At 33.8% G+C, this 420-nt stretch carries 1 protein-coding gene; it reads left to right on the top strand.

Annotation, left to right across the window (positions count from 1 at the left end):
* Positions 1–17: 17 nt before the first annotated feature.
* Positions 18–420, top strand: a 403-nt coding sequence (locus CCE82_RS12615; RefSeq protein ID WP_206184411.1) for a hypothetical protein, incomplete at its 3' end; no start/stop codon positions are given.

Here is a 420-nt window from a genome sequence, read left to right as displayed (position 1 = left end):
ATAGTGTAGAAAGTCTAATGTCAGAAGTCATTAAATCATATAATGAACTAGATAACTTTAAGAAGACACTTCCCGATTTTAAAATACTTTATGATTCATTGAACTATTCTGAATGGGAATCCAATCTAGAAAGAAAACGAGACCACATGGTTCATTTAGCTGCTCGATATATAGCACATGAAGGCTTGGATCTCGAAAAAGACATTAAACCGTTTTTTCCTCATGATTCTGCAATCTATCTGCAAATTGAAGCACTTGCGATCGGGTTAGGGGCAAGGAACCCTCATATCATACGATTATTAGATGAAAATAGATTAAACCTGGAAAAAATTGATGAATTGGTTTTGATTCAGGATCAACAATCAAAAGCGATCAAAGTATTAACAGATAATACAATACAGCAAGAATCCCTTATTGAGC

It is taken from the genome of Staphylococcus cornubiensis, assembly GCF_900183575.1.
Taxonomy (GTDB): Bacteria; Bacillota; Bacilli; order Staphylococcales; family Staphylococcaceae; genus Staphylococcus; species Staphylococcus cornubiensis.
This window is presented reverse-complemented; position numbering and strand designations above follow the sequence as displayed.